13 protein-coding genes, 1 tRNA gene, 2 rRNA genes and 2 pseudogenes (1 of these 18 running past the window's edge) are annotated in these 16,987 nt (G+C 61.8%); 12 read left to right on the forward strand and 6 right to left on the reverse strand.

Annotated features, from left to right (window positions below):
- The 5 genes from OKW52_RS08355 to OKW52_RS08375 form a co-directional block, all read left to right on the forward strand.
- A 23S ribosomal RNA gene (locus OKW52_RS08355) occupies positions 1 to 1,001 on the forward strand (it extends 1,830 nt beyond the left edge of the window).
- Positions 1,002 to 1,085: 84 nt separating this feature from the next.
- Positions 1,086 to 1,200, forward strand: a 5S ribosomal RNA gene (rrf, locus tag OKW52_RS08360).
- A gap of 67 nt (positions 1,201 to 1,267) precedes the next feature.
- Positions 1,268 to 1,344 (forward strand) — tRNA-Met (locus tag OKW52_RS08365).
- A 286-nt stretch (positions 1,345 to 1,630) separates the two neighbouring features.
- Complete coding sequence (locus OKW52_RS08370) at positions 1,631 to 4,396, forward strand: AAA family ATPase (protein WP_264505293.1); 2,766 nt, start codon at positions 1,631 to 1,633, stop codon at positions 4,394 to 4,396.
- Positions 4,396 to 5,712, forward strand: a complete 1,317-nt coding sequence (locus OKW52_RS08375; RefSeq protein ID WP_264505294.1) for an McrC family protein — start codon at positions 4,396 to 4,398, stop codon at positions 5,710 to 5,712. The genes OKW52_RS08370 and OKW52_RS08375 overlap by 1 nt, the downstream gene beginning before the upstream one ends.
- Before the next feature lie 353 nt (positions 5,713 to 6,065).
- On the opposite strand, the gene OKW52_RS08385 is transcribed toward OKW52_RS08375, so the two are convergent.
- Both OKW52_RS08385 and OKW52_RS08390 read right to left on the reverse strand, forming a co-directional pair.
- Positions 6,066 to 6,311 carry a hypothetical protein gene (locus OKW52_RS08385; RefSeq protein WP_406622203.1) on the reverse strand — a complete coding sequence of 82 codons (246 nt, stop codon included), beginning with the start codon at positions 6,309 to 6,311 and terminating at the stop codon, positions 6,066 to 6,068.
- Positions 6,308 to 6,829 (reverse strand): annotated as a pseudogene (locus OKW52_RS08390) (YcbK family protein); the annotation flags it as partial. The pseudogene OKW52_RS08390 and the gene OKW52_RS08385, both read right to left, overlap by 4 nt.
- 73 nt (positions 6,830 to 6,902) lie before the next feature.
- On the opposite strand from OKW52_RS08390, the gene OKW52_RS08395 reads away from it, so the two are divergent.
- Positions 6,903 to 7,672 (forward strand): IS5 family transposase gene (locus tag OKW52_RS08395; RefSeq protein WP_264507632.1). Its coding sequence is split into 2 segments (ribosomal slippage): positions 6,903 to 7,239 and positions 7,239 to 7,672, totalling 771 coding nucleotides; the frame shifts between segments, so codons are not numbered across the junction.
- Between the two features lie 278 nt (positions 7,673 to 7,950).
- On the opposite strand, the gene OKW52_RS08400 is transcribed toward OKW52_RS08395, so the two are convergent.
- A complete protein-coding gene (locus OKW52_RS08400; RefSeq protein ID WP_264505296.1) occupies positions 7,951 to 8,421 on the reverse strand; it encodes a transposase in 471 nt (156 codons plus the stop codon).
- Between the two features lie 98 nt (positions 8,422 to 8,519).
- Between OKW52_RS08400 and dctP the strand changes: the two genes are divergently transcribed.
- The 5 genes from dctP to OKW52_RS08425 are packed head-to-tail and all read left to right on the forward strand — an operon-like array spanning position 8,520 to position 12,672.
- Complete coding sequence (dctP, locus tag OKW52_RS08405) at positions 8,520 to 9,542, forward strand: TRAP transporter substrate-binding protein DctP (protein ID WP_264505297.1); 1,023 nt, start codon at positions 8,520 to 8,522, stop codon at positions 9,540 to 9,542.
- Positions 9,539 to 10,045, forward strand: coding sequence for a TRAP transporter small permease (locus tag OKW52_RS08410; protein WP_264505298.1), 507 nt, complete (start codon positions 9,539 to 9,541; stop codon positions 10,043 to 10,045). The genes dctP and OKW52_RS08410 overlap by 4 nt, the downstream gene beginning before the upstream one ends.
- A gap of 4 nt (positions 10,046 to 10,049) precedes the next feature.
- Positions 10,050 to 11,342 carry a TRAP transporter large permease gene (locus tag OKW52_RS08415; RefSeq protein WP_264505299.1) on the forward strand — a complete coding sequence of 431 codons (1,293 nt, stop codon included), beginning with the start codon at positions 10,050 to 10,052 and terminating at the stop codon, positions 11,340 to 11,342.
- Between the two features lie 15 nt (positions 11,343 to 11,357).
- On the forward strand, positions 11,358 to 12,209 hold the full coding sequence (locus tag OKW52_RS08420; RefSeq protein WP_264505300.1) for a lyase family protein: 852 nt from the start codon (positions 11,358 to 11,360) through the stop codon (positions 12,207 to 12,209).
- Positions 12,127 to 12,672 carry a lyase family protein gene (locus tag OKW52_RS08425; protein WP_264505301.1) on the forward strand — a complete coding sequence of 182 codons (546 nt, stop codon included), beginning with the start codon at positions 12,127 to 12,129 and terminating at the stop codon, positions 12,670 to 12,672. The genes OKW52_RS08420 and OKW52_RS08425 overlap by 83 nt, the downstream gene beginning before the upstream one ends.
- On the opposite strand, the gene OKW52_RS08430 is transcribed toward OKW52_RS08425, so the two are convergent.
- Positions 12,660 to 13,604 carry a LysR substrate-binding domain-containing protein gene (locus OKW52_RS08430; RefSeq protein WP_319800459.1) on the reverse strand — a complete coding sequence of 315 codons (945 nt, stop codon included), beginning with the start codon at positions 13,602 to 13,604 and terminating at the stop codon, positions 12,660 to 12,662. The genes OKW52_RS08425 and OKW52_RS08430 overlap by 13 nt on opposite strands.
- Before the next feature lie 462 nt (positions 13,605 to 14,066).
- Between OKW52_RS08430 and OKW52_RS08435 the strand changes: the two are divergent.
- A pseudogene (locus OKW52_RS08435) lies at positions 14,067 to 14,426 on the forward strand (transposase domain-containing protein); the annotation flags it as partial.
- A 148-nt stretch (positions 14,427 to 14,574) separates the two neighbouring features.
- Here the strand turns inward: OKW52_RS08435 and OKW52_RS08440 are convergent.
- Entirely contained in the window at positions 14,575 to 15,594 is a 1,020-nt protein-coding gene (locus OKW52_RS08440; RefSeq protein WP_264505302.1) for a VOC family protein, read from the reverse strand.
- Positions 15,595 to 15,647: 53 nt separating this feature from the next.
- Entirely contained in the window at positions 15,648 to 16,985 is a 1,338-nt protein-coding gene (locus tag OKW52_RS08445; RefSeq protein ID WP_264505303.1) for an aminomethyl transferase family protein, read from the reverse strand.
- Positions 16,986 to 16,987 lie beyond the last annotated feature (2 nt).

Below are 16,987 nucleotides of genomic sequence, written 5' to 3' on the forward strand. Positions count from 1 at the left end.
TGAAGCCCCAGTAAACGGCGGCCGTAACTATAACGGTCCTAAGGTAGCGAAATTCCTTGTCGGGTAAGTTCCGACCTGCACGAATGGCGTAACGACTTCCCCGCTGTCTCAAACATGGACTCAGCGAAATTGAATTGTGTGTCAAGATGCACACTACCCGCGGTTAGACGGAAAGACCCCATGCACCTTTACTCCAGCTTTGCACTGGCATCAGGATTGTGATGTGCAGGATAGGTGGTAGGCATCGATACCGGGACGCCAGTTCCGGTGGAGCCTCCCTTGAGATACCACCCTTCGCACTCTTGATGTCTAACCGCGGCCCGTCATCCGGGTCCGGGACCATGCATGGTGGGGAGTTTGACTGGGGCGGTCGCCTCCCAAACAGTAACGGAGGCGCGCGAAGGTTGGCTCAGACCGGTCGGAAATCGGTCGTTGAGTGCAATGGCATAAGCCAGCCTGACTGCAAGTCTGACACGACGAGCAGAGACGAAAGTCGGCCATAGTGATCCGGTGGTCCCACGTGGGTGGGCCATCGCTCAACGGATAAAAGGTACGCTGGGGATAACAGGCTGATGATGCCCAAGAGTCCATATCGACGGCATCGTTTGGCACCTCGATGTCGGCTCATCTCATCCTGGGGCTGAAGTCGGTCCCAAGGGTATGGCTGTTCGCCATTTAAAGAGGTACGTGAGCTGGGTTTAGAACGTCGTGAGACAGTTCGGTCCCTATCTGCCGTGGGTGTAGGAGACTTGAGAAGAGTTGCCCCTAGTACGAGAGGACCGGGGTGAACGGACCACTGGTGGACCAGTTATCGTGCCAACGGTAGTGCTGGGTAGCTATGTTCGGACAGGATAACCGCTGAAGGCATCTAAGCGGGAAGCCCCCTTCAAAACAAGGTCTCCCTTGAGAGCCGTGGTAGACCACCACGTCGATAGGCCGGAGATGTAAGTGCAGCAATGCATTCAGTTGACCGGTACTAATGGCTCGATTGGCTTGATCTGATCCAGTAAAAGCAAGACTGGATCAAAAGCTAAATAGACAAAAGACAGTTGCGTAAGCAGCCGATGGTTCTGTTTCTTCTCTGGTTTGGTGGCAATAGCGATGGCTAAACACCCGATCCCATCCCGAACTCGGCAGTTAAGGGTCGTCACGCCGATGGTACTGCGTCTTAAGACGTGGGAGAGTAGGTCACCGCCAAACCTGAAAAGAAACAGAAAAACAAAACTCTCATCAACGATACAATAAAACCACGAACAGACTTCCCCGGCGCGGGGTGGAGCAGCCCGGTAGCTCGTCAGGCTCATAACCTGAAGGTCGTAGGTTCAAATCCTACCCCCGCAACCAAATTTCCGTTGGATAACAAAGACTTGGAATCCGATAAAAACACTTGTGTATAGAAACCAGCGTTTTACCTCAACGCCACCTCAACGTTTGACGAGTCCCCCCTGAAAAGCGGGGGCTTTTTACGTTTGGGGGAACGAAATCCATCTGCCCATTGTCTCAGGCAACTCGCAGTTGCGTGCGCATCCGGTTCCAGCCATCATCATCCCGTAGTTCTCTAGACGGTGAATTGACGACGAAGGATTTTGCCCTCGGATCAGCACCTCGCAAGCAGATAAACGGGCAAACGATGAAGCAGGACGACTTCCGGAATTGGCTGATGGCGCAGGGGCAGACGGATGCGACCGCTTCCTCTCGCGTGAGTAGTGCCAAACGCGTTGAACAGTACCTCGGCGATCTGGACGAGTTGTTCGCGCAAGAGGATCGGGACAGCGTCCTGAACCGATTTGCCTACACCGCCGAGGATGAACGGGCAGAACGCCCCAATCCCTCGCCTGTTCCCATCGACGGTGTCTTGCGCACGGGTCTTGCCAGCCTCCAGCAGGCCCTGAAGCTGTACCATTCCTTCCTGACCGAACAGTCCAATGTGCCCGACAAGGCAGAACACCAGGCATTGGTCGACCGCCTCGCCCGCGAGGAAGTCGAGGCGGCAATGCAGGAATGCGATCAGTTGGGCTTGAAGGCGTTTCTTGCCCGTGGTGGCTTTGCCAGCCCACAGGTCTGGGTCAGCGATGAAGGCAAGGATCAGCCCTATCCCGCGAAGGCCACCGTCGCAGCAGCCCTGGGGCATCTTCCCGATTGCCGCGCTCTCGCAGCGAAGGAATTCTTCAACGGCTTCGGAGAGGCGCAATCGTTCGCCAAACTTGAGGCTCTCGGGTTCCAGATCATTCGCAAGGGGGCCACTGACAAGGATGACGCCTTCACTCGCGACCGGATCGAGGGTGCGATGGACGCCTACGAAGAGTTCCGCAGGTCAGGTGCACATGCCGATGTGTTCTCGAGTTTCGGCGAGCCGAAGGATTTTTGGGTGCGGTCCAGCCGCCCGCGGCAGGACAAGCGCTTCCCGACGAAGCCAATTGTCGGTTACCTCTTGGGCAAGGCGTCGAACACATTCAATGGCGGGTGGAGCCAACCGGGCGACGCGGCCGCAAGACTGCATGCGGCGGGTTACGTCATCGTCGACCAGCATGACACGCCGTTGCCGCTACCCGACCAGCACACACATCTGATGCGCGGGGCGGAACGCGCCCGTCTCGTGGCTCTCAACTACTTCATCGCTCCTGCACGGGAAGCCGGACTTCATTCGGTAACCATCCGCGCCGGTGACCTGCACGACATGTCGGGCCTTGTGAAAAACTGGGCGAATGTCTGCCAGGCGTTGGAGAAAGAGGCTTTCCAGAAGCTTGCTTCGGTCCCGGCGCCCACGCGATCCGGGCCGGAGCGCAGCACCACGACCGAGTATACCTTTGTCCTGACGCAGGACGGAAAGGCGAAGAACCCGTCCATGTCGCATGCCCTACAGATCGAGACGACCAACCTGATCCTCTACGGACCCCCCGGCACCGGCAAGACTTACCAGACGGCGTGGGAGGCGGTTCGTCTCTGCTTGGGCGACGCTGTTGCTGCTGATCTCTCCGGCGAAGAGAACCGTGACCAGCTGATGGCCGAGTACCAAAGCCTGATGAAGGAAGAGCGGATCGAGTTCGTCACCTTCCACCAGTCCATGTCATATGAGGAATTCGTTGAAGGGCTTCAGCCAAGTACGGGCGAAGATGCCAGAGAGGGGCCGGAAGAGCTCGGCGCTGCTGTGGGCTTCCGTCTGAAGCCGACCGACGGGGTGTTCAAGAAGATCAGCGAACGCGCGCGCCTCGACAGTTCGCAGGCAGGGGCCGTCTCACGTCTCGACAGGACCGCGCGCGTGTTCAAAGTGGCACTCGGGCGCCGCCAAGTGGAAGAGGATAGGATACGCTTCGGTCTGGAGAACGGATTGATCCATGTGGGCTGGGGAGGGGACATCGATTGGTCCGACGAACGGTTCGATGATTTCGACCAGATTTACAACGAATGGCGGTCTCGCAAAGACACAGACGCGACAGGCCATGACGGCAACATCGTCGTCACCTACTCGTTCAGATCGGACATGCAGATTGGTGACTACGTTGTGGTGTCTGACGGACGTGATCGCATCCAGGCATTTGGCAGGATCAAGGGCGATTATTACTTCGACGAGGGCGCGGAATTTCATCCCCACAGAAGAAACGTCGATTGGATTTGGCGCGACGAAGCCGGGACCGATCGCAACCGATTTTACCCGAACGCGTTCAGGCGGCATTCCGTATACAAGCTCAACCAGTCCCTCATCGATTGGGACGCGCTGGAAGAGATCGTCTTCGGCAAGCGTGCTGCTGTGGCAGACAATACAGCGCGTGACTATGTGCTGATCATCGACGAGATCAACCGGGCCAATATCTCGAAGGTGTTTGGCGAACTGATCACGCTCCTCGAGCCGGACAAGCGCCTTGGGCGACGTGACGGGATCCAGCTGACCTTGCCCTATTCGAAGAAGCGCTTCGGGGTGCCGCCCAATCTGCACATCATCGGCACCATGAATACGGCCGACCGCTCGATTGCGCTGCTGGACACGGCCTTGCGCCGTCGGTTCACCTTCAAGGAACTGATGCCGAACCCCTCTGTCCTGTCCCCGAATGTCGGCGGGATAAATCTCCAGAAGCTGCTGACCACGATCAACGACCGCATTGAGTATCTGTTCGACCGCGAACACCAGATTGGACACGCCTATTTCACCGGCTGCAAAGCGCGAGAGGCCGTCGAGGGAGTGATGCGGCACAAGGTCATTCCGCTCCTGTCCGAGTATTTCTACGAGGATTGGTCGAAGGTCGCCGCCGTTCTGGGCGATGGCCCGCAGGGCCCGTCCCGGTTTCTGGAGGCACGCCGCCTGACTGCGCCGCCGGGCATCGCCGCTGATGATTTCAGCGGCGAGCGACTGCGCTGGCGGGTGAAGGATCAGTTCGACTTCTCCGAGTTCGCGGCCTGATGCCCGCCTACTCCGTTCGCGAATGGGAGTCCGTGCCCCATGGCGATGGGGAGGGATGCATTCCCCCGCATCTTGCCCAGCGCCTTGTGACACTGGCCAAGGCATCTCCCTTCGCCGGGCGTGGCGGCGATGGCGTTCTCGAGGATCGGCGCCATGACCTGCGGGCGCGCGGGGTGGTTGGCGTTCTGGCGGTGCCGGGCTGCACGCTGGAAATCCTGCCGAAGATCGGCGTCGGCGAGAAGGAAGGCTCGGCCCAAGAGACGCGCGAGATCCGCAAGCGCCTTGTGCACATGCTCGCAGTGGCCCTCAATCTCAAGGTCGAGACCGGGCGCATGACCGACCTCGACTGGCAGCGCGAAACGCTGCTGGAGATCCTGATCCGCATCTTCTGCGACAAGCTGACCGAGGCGGTTCGCCGAGGAATGCCGCGGCGCTATAGCCTCCGCGACGACGACCTGCCGACCTTGCGGGGATCGCTGGATATCCCGCGCCAGTTCACCCGGCATCTCGCAAACCCGGGCCGCCTGGCGTGCCGCTATGATGAGTTGTCCGAAGATATCGCCCTCAACCACATCATGAAGGCGACCATCGCGCATCTGGCGGGCATGTCGCGCAATGCGACGAACGTGCAGCGGCTGCGGGAACTGGCTTTCGTCTATGCCGAAGTTGCGGAGGTGCAGATCCCTGCCTTGCGGTGGGACGATGTTGTCATCGACCGCACGAACAGCGCGTGGCAGGAACTCTTTGGAATGGCTCAGCTGTTTCTGCGCAACCGATACCAGACCACCAGCGCCGGGTCAGGGCAAGGATCGGCCCTGCTGTTCGAGATGAATGCGCTGTTCGAGGAATACATCGGCCGTCTGGTGACGCGGGCGCTGGCGGGGTCCGAATTCCGCGTGACCCTGCAGGGTGGCCGCCTGTTTTGTCTGACGTCGGTCGATGACGAACGTGCGGTTTTCCAGACCAAGCCCGACATCATCATCAAGCTTGGCGATCAGGTCGCCCATGTGATCGACACCAAGTGGAAGCGGATTTCCGACCGGATCGACGATCCGAAGCAGGGGGTCTCCCAAGCGGACGTCTACCAGATGATGGCCTATGCCCATCTCTACAAGGCACCGCGGCTGACGCTGCTTTATCCCCACCATGCGGGACTGAGCGACGAAGAGGGGATTCGCGCGCGGTTCCGGGTGACAGGTCAGGAAACCTTGCTGGAAACGGCTAGCTTCGACATCTCCACCGGTGCCGACCTGGTGGACCGCATTCGTGGCCGGATCCTGACTGACATCGAAGAAATGTCCCCCGCAGAACCGTGAGGGCAAAGGGCACGCCCCAGGCAGGTGCACAATTGTGCCCATCGCAGCAAGGGACTGGAAGGATCGCATCTGCCATCATCGACCAGCAGCGAATCTCTGCCGCTCGTTGACAGAGTGAATCCATGAACCGGGCGGGGCAATGCGCCGCGGTCGAGGCGTCTGGCGCTTGCCTCGTGGCAGGCTTCGTCCGGCCCGGCTTTCACCGGCACGCCCGCGCCTGGTCGCGCAGCACAGCGTAGTCGCCTAGCATCCTGATGATGACGGCGCCTTCCGGAAGCTCCTCGACCTCGTCGGCCGCGCGGGCCTGCTCGGCGCTGGTGTACTCCACCACGGGCGGGCAGGGTGCGCGGGTGTCAGAACCGCCCGTCGCGCAGCCGGTCAGCCAGAGAATCGCGATCAGGAGGGCGGCGGGCGGCGGCGTCGAGCATCTGGCGGTGGATGGCATCGTTTCTCTCTCTGGCGTCGAGGCGTTCGGCCGCGCGCCCGGCGCGTTCACCGGCGCGGCGCAGGTTCAGGAGGAACAGCAAGATCGCTGCGGCGGCGAGGATGAGGCCCAGCGCCTTGCGCGCCGGGCCATGGGTGAGGAGCCACCCGATCACCGCTGGCCCCGTTTCCAGTCGTCGAGCCGGGCGTGGATGGTGATGCCGATGCCGATCAGCGCGATAACGATCAGCACCCAGCGCAAAGTGTCGAGATAGGGCACCAGCGGCTGGATCGTGGACTGGGTCTCGGCGAGAACGTCCTGCAGCACCTCCACGCCCGCGGCCCCCACAGTTGCGGCCCCGGCCGCCCCGCCACCGCGCAGCGTGCGGCTTTCCGAGAGAACTTCGCGCGCAGGCGTCAGTTCCGGCGCGAAGGGCACGGGCCGCGCCGGAAAGGGATCACCCCAGGACCGGGCGGGCCCGAGGTCTATATGCATGAAGCCCGAACGCGGATAGGTGCCGAAGCCGAGGAAACCGACGGCACGGGCGGCGGCCTCGAAGGTCACCGGATCGTGGTTCGCCATGGCGATGTCGAAGGCTGTGCCCAGCATGTGCTTCGATGCCGGGGCCCCGCCGACGGCGCGGTTGTGGCTGGGGCTGCGATAGCCAGAACGGACGATCAGCGGCTTGCCTAGGGTCAGGACCCATTGATCTGCTTGAGGCTGCCGTCGCTGCGTGATTCAAGGCCCTGAGCTGACGGGGGTGATGATGAGAAATTTATTTTGGCTGACGGACGAGCAGATGGAGCGGCTGAAACCGTTCTTTCCGAAGAGCCATGGCAAACCGCGCGTCGATGATCGGCGGGTTTTGAGCGGCATAATCTTCATCAATCGCAATGGCTTGAGGTGGTGCGATGCGCCTCGGGAGTATGGCCCCCCGAAGACGCTCTATAACCGATGGAAGCGGTGGGGTGACATGGGGGTCTTCGCCAGGATGATGGAGGGGCTGGCCTCGAAAGGCACCGAGCAGAAGACCATCATGATTGATGCGACCTACCTGAAGGCGCATCGCACGGCTTCGAGCCTGCGGGCGAAAAAGGGGGGCCTGACGACCAGCGCGGGCGCTTGATCGGGCGGACCAAGGGTGGGTTGAACACCAAGCTGCACGCTGTCACGGACGCCAAGGGTCGTCCGCTGAAATTCTTCATGACCGCAGGCCAAGTCAGCGACTACACCGGCGCAGCAGCTCTGCTGGGCAGTCTGCCCGCGGCCGAATGGATGCTCGCCGACCGGGGCTATGACGCCGACTGGTTCCGGGATGCGTTGAAAGACAAGGGGATACGCCCCTGCATCCCCGGTCGGAAGTCGCGCGGCAAGACAGTCCGCTACGACAAACGACGTTACCGGCGCCGCAACCGGATCGAGATCATGTTCGGCCGATTGAAAGACTGGCGCCGCATCGCAACCCGTTACGACCGATGCGCAAAGACCTTCCTCTCCGCCGTCGCCCTCGCCGCAACTGTCATCTTCTGGCTTTGACGATCAATGAGTCTGGACCCTAAGCTACTGAATTGAAAAGATTAGTAAAAAATCGGTTCCATAGGCTCATAACCTGAAGGTCGTAGGTTCAAATCCTACCCCCGCAACCAAAATTTCCCGACATATCAAATGATTGGCATGGGGTATCTAGATACCGCAGGCCGTTTTGCGTTCTACATCAACGCCACATCAACACCGGATCGGAAAAGCTGCACCCGTACGGAAAAGCGGGCAGCGATAGGCAACCGCGTGCAAGAATTCACTGGCAACTGCAACTCTCAGGCCGTCCGCGCGGTCAATTTCCAACGGCTCTTTCGCAGGGCGCTCGCGATAGTGACGAGCCTACTGGCCACTGCGATGATGATGACCATATGCGGTCTTCCAGCCTTGCGGAGGCGATCCGCCAAGGATTTGATGCTTGCGTAGTGATGTGCCACGACCATCGCCACCTGAAACACCACGTGCAGCAGCACCCGGCGAACTCCAACGATGGCTCGCTTCCCACGAAGAGTTGTGCGGTCATGTGCGACCGGAGCCAATCCGGTGAGTGCCGCAGTCTCTTCGCCGGTGATGGTGCCGATCTCGGGCATTTCGGCGAGTAGCATCGTGCTGGAAACCGGGCCGATCACCAGGATGGAACCAAGGAGGATGGCGGTCTCGGAAAGACGATCGTCATTGGCTATAGCCTGGCTGATCCGACCACTGACGGCGTGCTGCGCTGGCCCAAGGTGTCGATCATGATATTCCATTTGGTTATCGTTATGCGCAAAATCTTATTTTTCGGGAATTTCTTCTGCGTCTAAGGTGACACCAATCGTGTGGAGGCACTTTTTTGGAGGAGACACCAATGATCCTGATCCGCAAACTGAGCGGTCTGTCGCGTCTTGCGTCGGCGACCGTGCTGATGACGGCGTTCGCAGCACTGCCCGCCTTGGCCGAGCCAAACCTGACGATCACGCTCGATACCCCGCCCAGCCATGTTCGCAACGTCTATGTCGGCCGCTTTGCCGAGGCGCTGACCGAACGCTCCGGCGGCGAGCTGACGGTCGAGGTCTTCGACTCGGGCCAGCTGTATTCCAGCCGCGATTCCGGGCGCGCCGTGGCGCGGGGCGACGTAGGCATGGCGATTGAATCGACCGCGCCGCTCAGCCGGATCGAGCCCAACCTGACGATCTTCGAATTCCCGATGTTCTCGGGCCTCAACATCGAGCAGATGAATGTCGTGGTCGATGGCCCCCTTGGCCAGCGCCTGGGCGCGATGCTGAGCGAGAAGATGGGTGTGGTTGCGTTGACCGGCTGGTACATTCTGGGCGAGATCAACACCTATTCGACCAACGCGCCGCTGAACGCGCTGGAAGACCTGAGCGGGTTGCAAGTGCGTCACCCCGGCGGCGTCGGCGCCGTCGCCTATCTGACGGAACTGGGCGCGAACCCGGTGTCGATGCCCTTCACTGACGTCCCGTTGGCGCTGCAGCAAGGTGCGGTCGATGCCATCGTGTCCTCGAATGCGTCGATCGTTTCGGCCTCGCTACAAGAAACCGGCCTGAGTTATGCCTACATCAACCGCATGGTGATCGGGTATTACATGCCGATCATCAGCCATGCGTATTGGGACCAGCTGACCGAGGATCAGCAACAGCTGTTCCGCGACACCTGGGCCGAATTCGTGCCTCAGCAACGCGCGGCGGCGGCCGAGCAACAAGCCGAGGCGCGTGCCACGCTGGAAGCTGGCGGCATGGTCTTTGTCGATCAGCCTGCCGAGGAAGCGGCCGCCCTGCGCGTGCGCCTGCAACCCGCGCAGGAAGCGATGATCTCGGATCTGGGCATTGCCCCCGACATCCTCGAGCTGGCGCGCGACGCCCTGCAATGAAACACGCGCTCGATCTGCTCGACGCTGCCGTCGGGATTGTTGTTGCGGCTTTGTTCGTAGCGGCATTGCTCCTGTCGCTGGCCGGAGTGGCCGGCCGCTATGTTCCAAACGTTCTGGCACCGGACTGGATCGGCGAAGTGGTGATCTACATCGTCATCTGGGCCATGCTTCTGGGAGCGGCGCGCGTTCTGCGCCGCTCCGGCCACATCCGGGTCGACTTCCTGCTCGATCGCTTTCCGCCGACCGTGCGCCTTGCCGCTGAACTGCTGTCGCTGGTCATCGCCTTCGGGCTCAGCGTGTTTCTGATCTGGTCCGGCTGGCAGGTCGTCACCGAAGCAATGATGTGGGACGAACGCTCGATCAGCACGCTCAGGACGCCCCTGTGGATGTACTACGTGGCACTGCCGGTGAGCTTTGGGCTGCAACTGGTGTTTCTGCTGGAACGCGCCGTGGACCTGGTGGCCGGACGGTCGCCTGTCACAGCCTCTGACCTGACGGATTGATCCGATGACCCTTGTCCTTCTTCTGAGCCTCGGCCTGGCCGTGCTCGCGCTGCTGGCGCTTGGTGTTCCGATCTATCTGGTGCTGACGGCGTCGGCGACGGCGTTCCTGATGCTCGACGGCAAGTCGGTGGCGGGGATCGCGCAGCATGTGCTTGACCATCTCAATTCCCCGGCGCTGGTCTCGGTGCCGTTCTTCCTGCTGGCCGCCGTGCTGATGCGCGGTGGCGGTGTGGCGCGCGCGCTGTTCGATGCCGCGATTACGTGGATCGGCTGGCTGCCCGGCGGTCTGGCGCTGGCGGGGATCGCGGCGACTGCGCTGTTTGCGGCGATCAACGGCTCGTCCGTGGCGACGGCGATGGCGATGGGCTCGCTGCTGGTGCCGATGATGATCGAAAAGGGCTACAAACCCGGTTTCGCCATGGGCCTGACCGCTGCTGCCGCAACGCTGGGCATCCTGATCCCGCCCAGCCTGCCGCTGATCCTGATCGGCCTGATCGCCGAGGCTTCGATCCCGCGCCTGTTTCTGGCGGGGGTGATTCCGGGCCTGCTGCAAGCCGCGCTGTTTGCCGGATACGTGCTGATCGTGGCCAAACGCGTCGGCGGTGCTCCCATGCCACTGGTCAGCCGTGCCGAGTTTGGCCGCAAGAACCTGAATGCCCTGCCCGCGATCCTGATCCCTGTGGTCATTCTGGGCGGGCTTTATGGCGGGTTCGTCACGCTCACCGAATCCGCCGTGTTGGGTGCCGTGGTTGCCTTGCTGGTGGTGCTTGTCTTCTACGGCTCGCGCCGCCCGCGCGAGATCGGCGGCTTCTTCGTCGAGGCCATCGACCGAACCGCCGTGGTGGTGGTTATCGTGATTGGCGCTTCCCTGCTGTCGGCTTGGATCATCCGGTCTGGAATCCCGCAGGAACTGGCGCGGCTGGTGATCGAAAGCGGCCTCAAGCCGTGGCAATTCCTGCTGGTGCTCAACGTCATTCTGCTGGTGATGGGGATGTTCCTTGAAGGTGTCGCGATCATCCTGATCGTTGTGCCGGTCGTCGCACCGGTGATGCAACAGATCGGCATCGCACCCGAGCATTTCGCGGTGGTGATGGTGATCAACATCGAGCTGGCGCTGCTCTCGCCGCCCATCGGGCTGAACCTATTTGTGATGTCCAATGTCACCGGCAAGCCGGTCGCGGAAGTGCTGCGCGGCACCTTCCCCTTCTTCCTGCTGATGCTGGGATTGCTGCTGCTGGTCACCTTTGTTCCGGCGATTTCCACCTGGTTGCCCTCTGTCATGATGCCGCGCCCTTGAACCCTGAAAGATCCCATGTTCGACGACCGTAGCCACCAAGACCCGGCCGGAACCCGTGCCGCCGTCGCCGCGCTCTTTGCGCCCAAGGCTGTGTTGGCCCGCATCATTCATTTCGAGGCAGTTCTGGCCGAGGTGCAGGGCGATCTGGGCTTGATCCCGAACGAGGCCGCCGAAGCGATCCGACGCGCCGCGCTCGACTGGACGCCCGATCCTGGCGCCGTGCAGCGGCACCGCGACCGCGTGGGGCATCCGATGGTGGCGATCCTTGAAGCCTTTGGGGCCGAAATTGACCCTGAAGGGCGCGAGTGGCTGCATTTCGGCACGACAACGGCAGACGTGTTTCGCACGGTCATGGTGCAGCAACTGCACGCGACGGCGGCCGTGATGGATGCCGCGATGGTGCGGATCGAGGCTCAGCTGGCCGATCTCGCCCGTACCCATCGCGCAACCCCAATGATCGGGCGCACATTGGGCCGCCACGCGCTGCCGATCACCTTCGGCTACAAGGTTTCCGTCTGGCTGTCCGAACTTCGCCGCGACCGCGAGCGTCTGGCGGCGTGGCGTGCGCATTTTGACACCGGCGTGCTCAGCGGTGCGGTCGGCACCCATGCGGCGATGGGTACCCGTGGCCCTGAGGTCGAGCGCCGGGTCATGGCCCGTTTGGGGCTCGGCGCACCCGATCCCGTGGACACCAAGGGCGCGCTGGATATCTTTGCCGAAATCGGCGCAGCCATGGTGATCGCCGGACGGGGCTGTCAGCGAGATCGCGCAGGAAATCTTTCTGTTGCAAGGCGACGATATCGGCGAGCTGTCGATCCGCAACCGCGCCGTGGGCTCGTCAACCATGCCGCACAAGGTCAATCCTAGCCTGTGCATCGAGATCATGTCGCGCGTGCCGGAAATGTCCGCGAGCCTCTCGGTTCTGCTGGAATGGGTGGTGACGATCCACGAACGCGATTCTGCCCTCCATTTCGGTGCGCTTGAGCAGATGTGCATCGACATGGCGCAGGTGCTGTCCTGTGTCGAGGGGCTGCTGGAGCGGTTGGTCGTGCATCCTGGGGCCATGCTCGCCAACATCGGGCGGACGCGGGGCGCGGTTTTTACCGAGGATGTGACGGTGCAGCTGGCCGACCGGCTGGGGCGTCGCTCGGCGCATGAGCTGATGCAGCAGACCGTGGCGCTTATGACCATCGAACGGCTGTCGCTCAGCGACGCTCTCGCGCACGATCCGCGCTGCGCGGGTGTCACCCTGCCCACGATGGATGAGGCCATAGGCGAGGCCCCTCAGATGGTGGATGCCTGTCTTGCGCGGCTGGGCTACAACGCCTGACGCGCCGCGCGCTCGACAAAGCTGACAAAGCGATCCATCGCGCTGCCCGTCGAGACCTGCGGTCGAAGCAGACCGAGCGGCGGCATCGAGCTTTCCAGCCGGAAATCGAGCCGCGCCAGTGTCTGGTTGGCCAGTTCCGCCCTGAAAATGCTGATCGGCGCCGCCGAGACAAGTCCCAGATCTTGAATGGCCGCGCGGTTCAGCGTCCGCGAGCGGGTCGGCAATTGTACCATGCGCGGCGGCGGCAGCCCGTCGAAGAGCACCGCCAACAACGCCTCGGCAGGCACCCCGGCCGGCGGCATCAGCCAGGTGCAACCATGCAGATCATCAACCGTCAGGCCTGATTTCCCCGCCAGCGGATGCGAGGGCGAGGCCATCACCGCATGTTCGTCCTTCTGAACCGGGGTAAAGGTCCAGCCGTCGGGCGTGGTCTCGGGCGGGCGGCACACGAAAATATCGAACTCATCGCGCGCGGCGAGACCCAGCATGTGCCGGCCGTCGACCTCATCGACGCGCAGCACGATATCGGGGTTCGCGCGGCAGAACGCGGGGGCCAGACTGGCCAGCACACCACTGATCCCCGCCGCAACCGAGGCCACCCGCAAGATCGACGAGCCGGAATTTCGCTGGACCGCGACGCCCTGCGCCAGTAAATCCGTCGCCTCGAGGATCCGCTCCATCAGCGGGACCACGACCTGACCGGAGCGCGTCAACCGAATGCCGCGCGGCAGGCGATCAAACAGAATGATACCGATGTCTGTCTCGATCTCGCTGACCGCCTTGGTGATCGCCGGTTGTGACACGGCAAGCTCGCGCGCAGCCCGCTGCATGCTGCCAACCCGAGCAACCGTCACCACCATCTGCAAATGCCTTAACCGCCCCTTGAGCATGAGGCGCTGAAAGAGCTGGGTGTGAAAGATAGGCGGATTCATTGGGAGTGAGGTTGGCAGTCCACGTCAGCAGGGCGCAAGGAGATTCTCCACATGACCTTCGATTGGCATCGCTCGGGTCACAGCGTCAAACCTGAAGGTCGTAGGTTCAAATCCTACCCCCGAAACCAAAATACTTCGGCATATCAAGACCTAAAACCCGACTGTTTGCATCGGGCTTTCGGCGTTGCCGTCTACATCAACGCCACACCAACAGCGGACCCGAAAAGCTGCACCAGAACGCAAACGCGGGTATGCACATGCGCTTGCACGCAACTCGCAGTTGGCCGCAGCCTTGTTGGCTGCCTTCTGCCGATCGCCCCGTCAACTTACCACGATCACCTGGCCAGGAGGGCTTATCCGTAAGCGGGAAGAGAACGCCGTGGGTTAATGGCGTGTCCGGTCTGGAGTAGGCTTCTGGCATTGCTCTGATCGCCGAGGTTCCATGTCTACGACTAGTTCGCCGATCTGTTCACACTTTGGCAGCAAACCTTGCCCCGCATCTCGGGGAAATCGAAGCTGGCCGAAGCCCTGCGCTATGCCATCGCCCGGCCCGAGATCTTCCAGCGCCTCTTGACCGACGGCCTCGTCGAGCTCGTCTCCAACATTTTCGAGCGCGCCATCGGGCTCCAGACAATCGCGAGAAAGAACAGACTGTTCGCCGGTTCGGATGGTGGCGGTCGGACATGGGCCACCATCGCCACGGTCTTGCAGACCTGCAAAATGAACAACGTCGACCCCGTCGCGTGGCTGACCCAGACATTGGAGCGCATCGCCAACCAATGGCCAAGTGCCGAGATCGACGCTCTCATGCCCTGGAGTTAAAAAGCCTTAACGGCCACAGCTGCCCGCTTACGCTTATCCCGCCAGTCGGTCGGATCGTGTGCGGCGGGACGAGGCTCTGCGCCCCGAGATCCTTCCGGGGGGGCTACCCCCTGCAGGCGGTCACGAATACAATCTAGCTTCGCAGTACCTAAGCTTTAGTTTGAAGCGATGCTTGAGCGGCGAGCCAGTCTTCCAGCGTCACCGGTGGGGCGTTGCGCAACGGTGCGCGCGGCGGCACGCCTTCAAAAAGGCTCGCCTCGGTGAACCAGCGTTTGGGGGCTGGAATACCCCAGAGCTGCGACCGTGAGGTGTCTGACAGATCCCAGCGCTTGGGCGCCTGGTCGATGTCGATCATCGCGTAATGGCTGGTGAAGATCTCGACCCGGTGACCATCCGGGTCGCGCAGATAGGCAAAGAAGGCGTTGCCGATCCCGTGCCGTCCGGGGCTGCGGTCCATTGACCCGGTCAGCCCAAGCGAGGCCATCACATCGAGTGCGTGGATGACATTGGCGATCTCGGGCGTGTGATAGGCGAAGTGGTGCAACCGGGGACCGGGGCCATTGGCGAAGACGATGTCCTGCGTGTTGTTCTTGCGCTTCAGCCAGATGCCCCAGACCTCGTCAGTGCCATCCTCGGCGGTGTATTCGGTCAGGCGAAAGCCCATCCCGGCCCAGAATTTCCACACCGCATCGACATCGTCGATGGGCACTTGCACATGATCCAGATAGGACAGCCGCCCACCCTGATGGGTGTGAAACGCCTGCATGCGCGACGTGGTCTGGTCCATTCGCGCGCAGAATTCGAGCGGAACCCCCAGCGGATCAGTTACGCGAAGGGTGAGACCCTGAAACGGGCGCTCGACAAAGGCTGGGTCCAACCCTTGTGCGGCAAAGATGTCATGGGCGGCGCGAAGGTCGTCGTCATCAAACATGTGGAACCCCAGCCGGCGGCAGGTGCCCGGTCCCGTGGCGCGCTCGATCACCAGCGAATGATGCGAGGTTTCTTCCAGCGCGCGCAGGCACAGAATGTCCGCATCCGCGTGGGTCACTTCCAGCCCGAGACCGGTCTCGTAGAAATGGCGCGAGCGGTCCAGATCGATGGTGGTCAGCACGACATGGCTTAGACGGGTGATATCAAAGCCGGGGGATCGGGTGGCGGCGTGCAGCATGGAGCGGCTCCGGTTGGGGGGAAGGGGGCGGCACTTGGCCGCCCCGCCTGGGATCAGCCGAGCGCGGTCTTGCGCATGGTCACACGGATCTCGGTCTGTTCATGCGGTTCAACGGCGGATTTGCCGGTTTGCACGGGCTCGCCCCAGGTCAGGACGGCCTCGCTGCCGAAATCGACCTTGTCCTCGTCGATGATCCCGACTGAGAACCAGCTGCCGACATGCACGGTATAGGCGGCGTAGACCGCCTTGCCGATGGGCGTGCCATTGATCGACACCCGGTCCAGCGGGCAGCTGGCATACATCGCACTGGGCCATTCCATGTACTTATAACGCGGCCCGTCACCCAGCAGCGACCCCAGCACCCGGCGCGCATCGTCGTCGTTCCAGTGTAGCCAGATTTTCTTGCGGTGCGTTTGCTCCTTGCGCGCCAGCAGGGCGTCGCGACCGATGAAGTCATGGTCCCAATGTATCAGGCGGTTATAGCCCAGATCCCACGGGTCCATGTAAAAGTCCTCGATCCGGTCCGACACAAAGCTGCCGCCCTGGCTGAGAGTGGCCTCGTAGCTGGTCGCCGAGAGCGCCTCGCGAAATGCGCGCAGGTCGGGCTGAGAGTAGATCGCGGGCAGCAGCGCCCCGACCCAGCCCGATTGCGGGCCCGAAGACGAATAGGTGCGCGCGCCGCCACGACGCAGGCCGAATTCTTCACCTGCCTTCAGGATTGCATCAACCACAGCGCCCTTCTGGCCATAGTCGCCCCAGAACTCCATCCCCGGTGCGCCCGCCATGCCGTGACGCAGACCGGTGATCGCAACCCCGGCGATCGCGAAATCGCACATGCCGAAGGGGCGGGTTTCGGGCAACGGACCACCGTTGAGTTTCTCGATCAGCTTGAGCGCATTGGGGCCTTGCAATTGCAGGCGGAACACCTGCCGTTGTTTCCCACCGTCCAGAACGCGCGTATCCTCGACCACATCGACATCGTAGCCGCCGGTCTTGGCCTTGTGGATCAGCCAGGCGGGCGCAGTCGGTTTGCCAACGATATTGACCCGCCCATCGGCAAGGTGAAAGCCGATGGCGTCGCCGATACAATAGCCGTCAGGGCTGGTCGCGACGTACTGGAAGGCCTTGCCGACCGGGAAATCCGTGTAATTGTTGATCGACGTCTCTGCCAGAAGGCGGCGCACGTCGGGGCCGCTGAGGTAGATATCGGTCATGTGGTAGGATTGATCGAACAGCACCACGGTCTCACCCCAGGCGCGTTGTTCGTCGCGCCAGTTGGTCCATTCGGACGGTACCGGGAACTGATAGAACCCGGTCGGTGAATTGCGCAGCATCCCAATCAGGTCGCCACCGGCTTGGTCAATCTTGTTTTGCAGTGTCTTCGCGGTCATCG

The organism is Pararhodobacter zhoushanensis (genome assembly GCF_025949695.1).
Taxonomy (GTDB): Bacteria; Pseudomonadota; Alphaproteobacteria; order Rhodobacterales; family Rhodobacteraceae; genus Pararhodobacter; species Pararhodobacter zhoushanensis_A.

Excerpts from the sequence above, each read along its gene's own strand:
- OKW52_RS08370 (WP_264505293.1), top strand. The coding sequence starts at position 1,631 with ATGAAGCAGGACGACTTCCGGAATTGGCTGATGGCGCAGGGGCAGACG.
- OKW52_RS08375 (WP_264505294.1), top strand. The coding sequence starts at position 4,396 with ATGCCCGCCTACTCCGTTCGCGAATGGGAGTCCGTGCCCCATGGCGAT.
- OKW52_RS08400 (WP_264505296.1), bottom strand. The coding sequence starts at position 8,421 with ATGGAATATCATGATCGACACCTTGGGCCAGCGCAGCACGCCGTCAGT.
- dctP (WP_264505297.1), top strand. The coding sequence starts at position 8,520 with ATGATCCTGATCCGCAAACTGAGCGGTCTGTCGCGTCTTGCGTCGGCG.
- OKW52_RS08410 (WP_264505298.1), top strand. The coding sequence starts at position 9,539 with ATGAAACACGCGCTCGATCTGCTCGACGCTGCCGTCGGGATTGTTGTT.
- OKW52_RS08415 (WP_264505299.1), top strand. The coding sequence starts at position 10,050 with ATGACCCTTGTCCTTCTTCTGAGCCTCGGCCTGGCCGTGCTCGCGCTG.
- OKW52_RS08420 (WP_264505300.1), top strand. The coding sequence starts at position 11,358 with ATGTTCGACGACCGTAGCCACCAAGACCCGGCCGGAACCCGTGCCGCC.
- OKW52_RS08430 (WP_319800459.1), bottom strand. The coding sequence starts at position 13,604 with ATGAATCCGCCTATCTTTCACACCCAGCTCTTTCAGCGCCTCATGCTC.
- OKW52_RS08440 (WP_264505302.1), bottom strand. The coding sequence starts at position 15,594 with ATGCTGCACGCCGCCACCCGATCCCCCGGCTTTGATATCACCCGTCTA.
- OKW52_RS08445 (WP_264505303.1), bottom strand. The coding sequence starts at position 16,985 with ATGACCGCGAAGACACTGCAAAACAAGATTGACCAAGCCGGTGGCGAC.